The following is a 9,213-nucleotide window of genomic DNA, read 5'->3' on the forward strand; positions in this document are numbered from 1 at the left end:
ATACAATCAATAGATTATCATTAGTTTTTAAGTCCCGGGACAAGATTAAGAAGTCGTTCCAATCACTAAGTTCTTTAAATTCAGCCTCTAAAGGGTGCTTGAAGTGTATATCTTTTAAGTAGTCCAGCACTTGAGAATTGCCATAAAACACAAGTTTCGCTCCCGTATTTCTAGCCATGTTCCAGACTTTGATCAACCAAAAAGCAAATCCTGTTTCTTTTTCGGCATGTTCCGGAATAATAATTAAATGCCTCCGAATAGTGGCTAAAGGTTGGGATGATTTGTAAATAAGGGTAGTAGTATTACACTTTGTAAGAATACCTTCTGTCAAATTACCCAAGAAGGAATCCGTAATCCCTTTCTTATGGTGAAGACCTAAAATCAAATCTGTGATTTCATGCTCCTGTACTACACTGTTAATCCCATTGACAATATTCAGATCGTAACGAAGGATCTGGTTTAAAGGATTATCAGTAGCGGAAGCAGAAACTACTGCTTTATTCAATACTTTTTTGGCCCTTTTTATTTTCCCCTCATTAGCATCATGGCTATCAATTACACTTAAAGCAAAAAGGCCATCCCTGTTTTTCTTCGATTTTATGGTAATTCCCAGATTAATTAATTCATCTGTAGTTTCTATATTATTAACCGGAATAAGAATTTTCTCATTACTTTCCTTTTTATCAATTCCTTCATCTTCTGCCTCAGCAAGCGCCAAATTTTGAGCTCCTTTTTGGGCTACAAAGGAAGCAATGGTACAGGTAACTAAAATCATTAATATAGTCCCGTTTAAAATGCTTTCATTCAACAAACGAATAGGCTCCCCTGCATCGGTTTCTCCAATAATGATGCTATATCCTACTAAAACGGCAGCAAGGGTAGCCGCGGCCTGGGCATTACTTAAACCAAAAACTAAACGCCGCTCATCAACAGAAAATTTAAACGTCTTTTGGGTCAATAAAGCGGCTAAATATTTAGAAAAAGTAGCAATTAGTGTCATTACAGCAGCCACTTTAATTGTATCCCAATCTTTAAAAAATGCCCTGTAATCAATAAGCATACCAACCCCAATTAAAAAAAAGGGAATAAAAATGGCATTTCCCACAAAATCAATCCTGTTCATTAATGGGGAAGTACGAGGGATTAAGCGATTTAAGGCTAAACCAGAAAGAAATGCACCAATTATGGGTTCTACTCCTGCTGTTTCAGCTAAAAAGGCCCCTAAAAAAACCATGACCAAAACAAAAATATATTGAGATATATTATCGCCAAATCGTTTAAAGAACCAACGTCCGATCAAGGGAAAGGTGAACATTATAATAGACCCAAATACAAGTATTGAAAGGGATAACTTCAGCCAAAACTCATTATTGACTTCTCCTTTTGCCATACCCACAATTACCGCCAGAACCACCAATGCCAAAGTATCGGTGATCATAGTGCCTCCAACAGTAATATTTACAGCCTTATTTTTGCTTAACCCGAACTTACTTATCAATGGGTAGGCGATCAAAGTGTGAGAGGCAAACATACTAGCCAAAAGAACTGAAGTGGACAAGGAAAAATGAAGGACATAAAGCCCAATCAATGTTCCCATCACCATAGGAATAATGAAGGTGTATAATCCAAATATGAGGCTTTTTCCACTATTCTTTTTAAAGTCAGCGATATCTATTTCCAATCCTGCCAGAAACATGATATAAAGTAATCCGGCAGTTCCTGAAAGAATAATACTACTATCCCGTACAATCAAATTAAATCCATGAGGCCCAATAATTGCCCCAGCTATGATTAAACCTAATAGTTGAGGGACTTTTATTTTATTTAGAAAAATGGGCGCAAATAAAATGATTAGCAGTATTAATAAAAATTTTAATACCGGATCTTTGAGAGGAAGTGTGAGTTCAAAAAGTGACAAAATCGTCATCAAATTCAAGTTTTTAAGCACTCTCTCCAAAAAAATATAGATTATGGAGGAGTGTTACATAAAAAAGCTTTTCCTTTAACCAAAATAGGGTCCTATCTATCAGACCTTATTCATTTAAATCTATATGAAAATAAACTTTTCTTCAAGAAAAATGTTTAAACGTATTTTAAAGTCCAATTTACGGTCCTTAGACAACTTTCTTCTAGAAGAAAATTATATTCCCCAGCTTCACAAGAAAGCTCCCTTTTACATCTTCGAGAAAAAAGCAGCAATAAAATCAGTTTTCCTTTAAAGGCCTAAACAAAAAACTGTGAATTTAAAGAAAACGGAGAAATCCATAATTATTGCAAAAAAGGTCGATGGTATAAATACCAACTACTTAAGTAGAAAAAAATTGGAGAAAGAATGAAGAGGTCAGGATGCACACTAAACTGTGTCAGAATACCAATAAAATCTATTTATACTCAAGACACCGCTTAATGTACATTTTCATTTAAAAATCTTTAATAAATATCATATAGCGTATTCATAAAAGACACAATGTCCTGAATTTCCTGCTCTGAAAGATCAAGAGGAACTTCAGGAAGCGTTTGATGTTCCAATTGAATGCCCAAACCAATTCCTCCACCCTTGTTATAGAAATCCAATACTTCTTCCAAAGTAGTATAAACCCCGTTATGCATGTAGGGAGTAGTTTTCGAAATATTTCTCACAGTGGGGGTTTTAAAGAAATATTTTCTTTCTTCGGTTCCAAACAAATCAAATCGCCCCAAATCATCATCAATCCCTGGTTTTTCAGAATTATCTTTTGGAACACCGAGTGACTCTAATTCGGTATGAGCAAAATCCGGAGGTACAGTACCATTAAACACTGGAGGAAAATGACAAGTAGCGCATTTAGCCTTCCCCATAAATAAATTAAAGCCTTTAATTTCTCCTTCTGTTAGGGTATTCTCTTCCTCATTAATATTCCGATCAAATTTAGAGTTAAAGTTGATCAGGCTTCTCACATAGCTGGCAATGGCATTTCGAATATTCTGATCTGTTACTCCCCGCTTATAAAGTTGATCAAATTCCTTTCTGTAGCTGCCATCTTTCTGGACGAAAGTTTTTAATTCTTCCAAGTCAGAATGAAACTCGTTCTCATTTTTTACCACAAAAGAAACTTGTCCTTCCAGACTTCCGGCCCGATTATCATAGAAAAAACCTTTTTGTAAAGCAGCATAAAGTAAAGTTGGGGAATTCCTCTTTTGTTTAGGAAACTTCTTCAAACCATCAGTAAAAGCAAGATCTTTTTTATGACAAGAGGCACAACTCATATGTTTAATAAGGGATAAATTTTTATCACTGAATAAACGCTCCCCCAACATGGCCTTTTTTTCACTGTAAGCACTTTCCTTGTCATACCCTGTAAAATAATCCAAATTAAAGGTTCCAGTTGAAAAGAGAGAAATTATATCATTTTTTAAAGCCTTTTCAAAGGGAAAACCTATCTTCCAGTCTTCTTGAGTTTCAACCAAAAGACGGAGCTGTTTATGTGTATGCTCTTTTATAAAAGTATAGCGATCAAAACTATTAAAATCTGCTTTGAGGATCTGACCTGTTTTCGCAAATTCATTTTCCCACAACTGAAATAGATTCCCATTTGAAAAATTTCCTTTATACAAAGTCAGTATATTATTTAAACGCTGATAGGCTATTCGGGACTCTTCCAGAGAGTTTTCTAATACGGGGGAATCAAACCCTGTGATGCCCATAGTGGCCAGTCGCACAATTTCTTCTCTTAGTAACCATAAAATATGGTAATTTTTTAATTGCAAATGGGTGTTCCTTAGAATAAGGATGAGACGATTCCGTGTCAATTGGATATTTTTCATTAGGTCTTCTTTAGAAACCCTTTCATCATGCAGCATCTCCTCAATCACCTGATAACCAAAAGGATCTGTGATTTTAATATTTGTAAAATCTTCCTCTTCAACCTTCAAAAGGTTAGGCTGATTAAGTGCTTTATAATTATTTTTGTCCACATAGGCCAAAATGGGTTCTAGCTTTTTAAAAGAAGCCCTTGCCTTCTGAAAATAGTGCAGATTATCTTTCTCCGAATTTAAATGCATTAAAGAATCCAAATGAACAATACATTCCCGGAGATCACTTTTATATAAACTTTCCAAATCATTTAGAGGACTTCGGCTTTTCATCTCTTCTGATGTTTGCCAGTTGCAGGCGCTTAAAGCAATAAAGAGGCATGGAACCCATGCCTCCTTAATTTGTTTAATATATTTTCTCATTTTACTATCGGTCCAAACCTTTAATTAAGTAAAGCATACTCCCTTCATTGCTTCTACTAACATCAGGATTAGCGGCAGGATCTGTAAAGCCACCTTTTACCCAACCATGGTTTTGAGTAATCAGCAAAAAGCTATTGTCTTCTCCTATGGTTTCGGAAATATCAATCATTCCGGTTATTTCCCAGGATTTAGTGGTACCATAACCCTGTTCAATTGCAGCAAGTTGATCACATTCCAGCACCGTTTTTAAGGTTCTCTTTTTTAGATCATATTGATAAAGCCGGGCAAAATGTTCTTTATCTGCACCAGAAATACCATTCGGATCTTCCTGGATATAAGCATAATTCTCTGTTACCAAAATATTGTCTGGACTATGAAAGCTTTCAGCTTTACCTCCAAGAATGTCACCATCCAACACACAAGTAATTGTCCCTGCCTTTGTGGGATCTTCTTCATTAAGGACTACTTTATAAACCCTTCCTGATATAGTACCTTTACCATGTAAATCTGGTTTATCGCGGCCTGTAACACAAAAATATACTTCTCTGTTGTTCTTTGCTGACCCTCTTCTCCAATCAAGGTCTTCAACTCGGGAGAACCCCATTACACCTTTATTTTTAGCCTCCTCATCAATATCTTCTAATAATCTCTCCCCCAACTCAACAAATTCGACAGGATAGGACTTTCCTTCTTCCATATCCATTTCATACATGATGTTTTCATCGGTAACCTGTAAGCCATATAATTTTCCATTTCTAAGGTCACCGTGATCTCCTACATACATTCCCAGTTGTCCGGAAGGTATATCATTTTCACCTTGGTTGTCTCCAATAAAGGCAACAGTTTTCCCTGGAAAAGCATCTTGCCCAATGAGTACTGCATTCTCAGTTACCCACTGACCAAAAGCAGGTAGCATCTCAGCAGCAAAAGCCGTAACAGGATCTTTATAAGGATCGGTGATAAAAACACCATTAGAAGAACCTCCCCATTCTCCTCCAGACAGGTAAAAAGGGCCAAAACCATGCTCTTCTGGAGTGATTAAAGAACCAGAACATTGTGCAGTTGCTACAGTGGCAATGGCATTTAAAATATATTCCCCTTTAACAGGTTTAAACGTCTTATCAAATGTAATTCTGGCAATAGAAAAGTCTGCTTCAATATTATTGATCAAGGTATAGGTCCCATCTTCATTTTTTAATAAACCAGCCCCATCAGCCATAGACCCGTAAATAAAATTCGGGCTTTCTTCCAGTTGATCTTCCGAGGATAAAATCGGATAAACATCTACGGACGAAAATTCGGAGGTTAATTTTAAAAAATTTGGACTGATAGAATGGGCTTTAAATTCCACTTCAGATACAGGAACTGGTATTACTTCTTCCGGCTCCCCCCCTTGATTAATTTTATCATTACAAGATGATAAAATGATTAATCCAATTAAACTAAGTTGATAAAAATTTTTCATCATTTTTTGTGGTTTAATAATATCTACCACAAAGAAAATGACGCAATATTACCTGTTAATAAACCTAGGATTAAGGTACTGTTATACTTAAACTACTTCATTTTAATAAATATTTAATACCTATTTAAACCTAAATATGGTGTGGATTTTTTTTATTTTTCCAGGTTAATTTTTTTTCAATTGGTCAAAGAGATTCACTTCAAATTTCCCCTTAGTACTCCAAGTATAAAGTTTTTAATTTCATTCACTTTTCTACCAATTTTAAAAAGGAATTTTCTGCTTTCAAGTTGAAAGCAGAAAATAAATTATAACAGAGTGAAGGGATTTCCTTTCATCCTTGGAAAACTACACTCTGTCCATTGAAGAAAAGACCAAATATTTAGAAATCTGCCAAGAGTACACAAACTACCCTGTTTTCAATCTTCCCTGTTCATTTCTAACTTTTTGCCACAATTTGGAAACCTGAAGAAGTATGAATCAAAGAAAATTGGCGCCTTTGAAACAACACTCTAAACCCTTAGCTTAAAGGCTCAGAAAGGAATGAAATATAAGCCGGATTAAAGGCAATCAAACTCTCAATTTTTTTAGTTCTAGGAAGGGGTTCTTCATAACTCCAGGCGAAATAATCTGAAGTAGGTTGAGTTTTCAAATTCCAATAAGTAGCATCCCCTTTAATAGGACAAGCACTGTGTCTTCCTGCTTCTTTCTCCAATTCAACTTTTACATCTTCTTTGGGAATATAAAAAACAGGATCGTAAACGGTTTTGGCAACTTCTTTTAAAATTAAGGCATGAGTTGATTCCGCTATAATTTGATCGTTATATTTTAAAGTTAATTTCCTTTGATAGGGATCAATTACTGCGTAATGTCGTTTTTCTATATTCTCCATCGTTTAATTTTTTGGCCTTTAGGCATCTGAAACTTCTTTATGAGCAACCAACTTTTCTCCTTTCTAAAATAACACTTTAAAACCCTTTAACAATAAATCAAACTCAATTTTTAGAAATCCTTTCATGATTTAAACACTCACACCAAAACTTAAATAAATCACTATTAACCAATACTATAATCCTATCATCAGCTATCCGAAAGAAAGCCGTTATATCCCTATCTCTTCCATTTTCTTACGATTTCCATAAAAATCATACAAAAACCTGTTCCGGATCATATTTTTTAACCCTTCCAACATGGAATTTTACCTATCAATATTAGGAGACCAAAGAAGCAGCTATGAGAAAGTTATGGAATACCCTGATCCCTCCCCCACAGTGGCGCTTACCGGTGATATTCGTCCTGGGAGCATTTTTTAGTCTGGTAGCTTATACCCTTTACGTATCAAATGCAGTGACCTACCTATCGGATGACCCAAAGGCTTGTGTCAATTGCCACATCATGGCACCACAATACGCCACCTGGACGCACAGTTCACATCGTGAAAATGCCAACTGTAATGATTGCCACGTTCCCCAAGACAATGTCTTTCGAAAATACTTTTTTAAAGCCAAAGACGGTTTACGCCATGCTACCCTATTTACGCTTAGAGCAGAACCGCAGGTGATTCGAATCCATGAAGCCGGAATGAAGGTGGTACAAGAAAATTGTAACCGCTGCCATTCACATCAAAATGAGAAAGTTTCCACCTATGGAATTACCCTGGATGATGTGGAGCATGGAAAGGGAAAACTTTGCTGGGATTGTCATCGGGAGGTACCACATGGAAAAGTCAACAGCCTTTCTTCAACGCCAAATGCCCGGGTGCCTTTGCCGGAATCTCCGGTACCAGAATGGCTAAAAGCAGGACTGAAAGAAGAATAATTAAACAATTAAAACACCTAATGAAGAATACTTACTGGCATATAAATTTTTAGCGCTATGGATAATTTAAGTGAAAAAGTTCAAAAAAAACCCTGGATTGGTTGGTTGTTGTTTTTAGCCACTTTGGTGATCGTCTTTTCTTTAGGCTTACTTTCCTCCAGCATAACAGAACGAAGATTAGAAGCGACCTTAGTCACGCAACCTAACCCAATTGAAGGAATAGAAGCACGAAACGGCGTATGGGAACCATACTACCCTCGGGAATATCAAAGCTGGAAGGAAACTTCCAAGCAAGATTTTGTCAGCAAATACAATGGCAATATGAATCGTGATATGCTGGAGGAAGATCCGAACCTGGTGGTCCTTTGGGCTGGTTACGGTTTTTCAAAAGACTACAATGCCCCAAAGGGCCACTCCTATGCCGTAGAGGATATTCGACAAACCCTTCGAACAGGCGGACCAAAAGATGAAAATGACGGCCCCATGCCTGCCACCTGCTGGACATGTAAGTCTCCGGATGTTCCCCGCTTAATGAATGAAATTGGTGTAGAAGAATTTTATAAAGGGAAATGGGCCGGAAAAGGTCATGAAATTGTAAACCCAATTGGATGTGCCGACTGTCATGATCCTGAAACCATGAACCTGCAAATCACCAGGCCAGCTTTAGTGGAAGCCTTTGAAAGGCAAGGAAAGGACATCAGTCAGGCATCCCATCAAGAGATGAGATCACTTACCTGTGCTCAATGTCATGTGGAATATTACTTTAAAGGAAAAGGAAAATACTTAACCTTCCCTTGGGATAAGGGCACTAAGGTAGAAGATATGGAGGCCTATTATGATGAAATTGAGTTTTCGGACTGGACGCACAAGCTAAGCCGTACCCCAATGATTAAAGCCCAACACCCGGGTTACGAAGTATGGCAACTGGGCATCCATGGACAAAGAGGTGTTTCCTGTGCGGACTGTCATATGCCTTATAAAAGTGAAGGGGGACAAAAATTTACGGATCACCGTATACAATCTCCACTCAACAATATTGCTAATTCCTGTCAGGTATGTCACCGGGAGTCTGAAAAAGAATTAATTAAAAATGTTTACGAAAGGCAAGATGCCATCATGGAAAATCGGGCCAAGTTGGAAAGAGAATTGGTGAAAGCCCATATTGAAGCAAAATTTGCCTGGGACAAAGGAGCCACAGAAGCCCAAATGAAAGAGGTATTAAGAAACATACGGCACGCTCAATGGAGATGGGACTTTGCAGTGGCTTCTCACGGTGGTTCTTTCCACGCTCCTGTTGAAACTGCCCGAATTATTACCAGCGCTTTGGATAAAGCCTATCAGGCCCGTTTGGGATTGACCAGAGTACTCATTGAACTAGGATATAACCAGGAAGTTCCAATGCCAGATCTTACAAATAAAGAATTAGCACAAGAATATATTGGTCTGGATATGGAAAAACTCCATACTGAAAAAGAGGAATTTTTACATACCATTGTCCCTGAATGGCTGGAAACTGCCAAAGCAAGAGAGGCCAGTTTCTAAACATGAATCTCTTAATCTAAAGATTCCATTTTTACTTATCCTTCCAGGCCCGGGGTCTGGGGGGAATTAATTTAAAAATCAATTTCAAAAAGGGATTCCTCCTTTCTAATTGATTTTTAGAACAAAGTCGAACCTGTTGATACAAACTGAATGAAAAGTAATAATCAATTAACAAA

At 37.1% G+C, this 9,213-nt stretch carries 6 protein-coding genes; 2 read left to right on the forward strand and 4 right to left on the reverse strand.

The genetic code is table 11. The features are described 5' to 3' along the window. The 4 genes from E1171_RS14175 to E1171_RS14190 form a co-directional block, all read right to left on the reverse strand. Window positions 1-1,927: cation:proton antiporter (locus E1171_RS14175; protein ID WP_155206687.1), on the reverse strand; the 1,927-nt coding region annotated here is incomplete at its 3' end. 503 nt (window positions 1,928-2,430) lie between these two features. After that, entirely contained in the window at window positions 2,431-4,215 is a 1,785-nt protein-coding gene (locus tag E1171_RS14180; RefSeq protein WP_155206688.1) for a cytochrome-c peroxidase, read from the reverse strand. A gap of 4 nt (window positions 4,216-4,219) precedes the next feature. Next, window positions 4,220-5,683 (reverse strand): PhoX family protein, encoded by a 1,464-nt coding sequence (locus E1171_RS14185; protein ID WP_222931506.1) that lies wholly within the window; start codon window positions 5,681-5,683, stop codon window positions 4,220-4,222. A 514-nt stretch (window positions 5,684-6,197) separates the two neighbouring features. Further along, on the reverse strand, window positions 6,198-6,569 hold the full coding sequence (locus E1171_RS14190) for a DUF427 domain-containing protein (RefSeq protein ID WP_155206689.1): 372 nt from the start codon (window positions 6,567-6,569) through the stop codon (window positions 6,198-6,200). A gap of 341 nt (window positions 6,570-6,910) precedes the next feature. Between E1171_RS14190 and nrfH the strand changes: the two genes are divergently transcribed. Both nrfH and nrfA read left to right on the forward strand, forming a co-directional pair. Continuing rightward, on the forward strand, window positions 6,911-7,495 hold the full coding sequence (nrfH, locus tag E1171_RS14195) for a cytochrome c nitrite reductase small subunit (protein ID WP_155206690.1): 585 nt from the start codon (window positions 6,911-6,913) through the stop codon (window positions 7,493-7,495). Window positions 7,496-7,552: 57 nt separating this feature from the next. Beyond that, window positions 7,553-9,037: an ammonia-forming cytochrome c nitrite reductase gene (gene nrfA, locus E1171_RS14200; protein WP_155206691.1), complete on the forward strand. Its 1,485-nt coding sequence runs from the start codon at window positions 7,553-7,555 to the stop codon at window positions 9,035-9,037. Window positions 9,038-9,213: the final 176 nt, after the last annotated feature.

Origin of the sequence: Xanthovirga aplysinae (genome assembly GCF_009711365.1) — a bacterium.
In the GTDB taxonomy this organism is placed as follows: domain Bacteria; phylum Bacteroidota; class Bacteroidia; order Cytophagales; family Cyclobacteriaceae; genus Xanthovirga; species Xanthovirga aplysinae.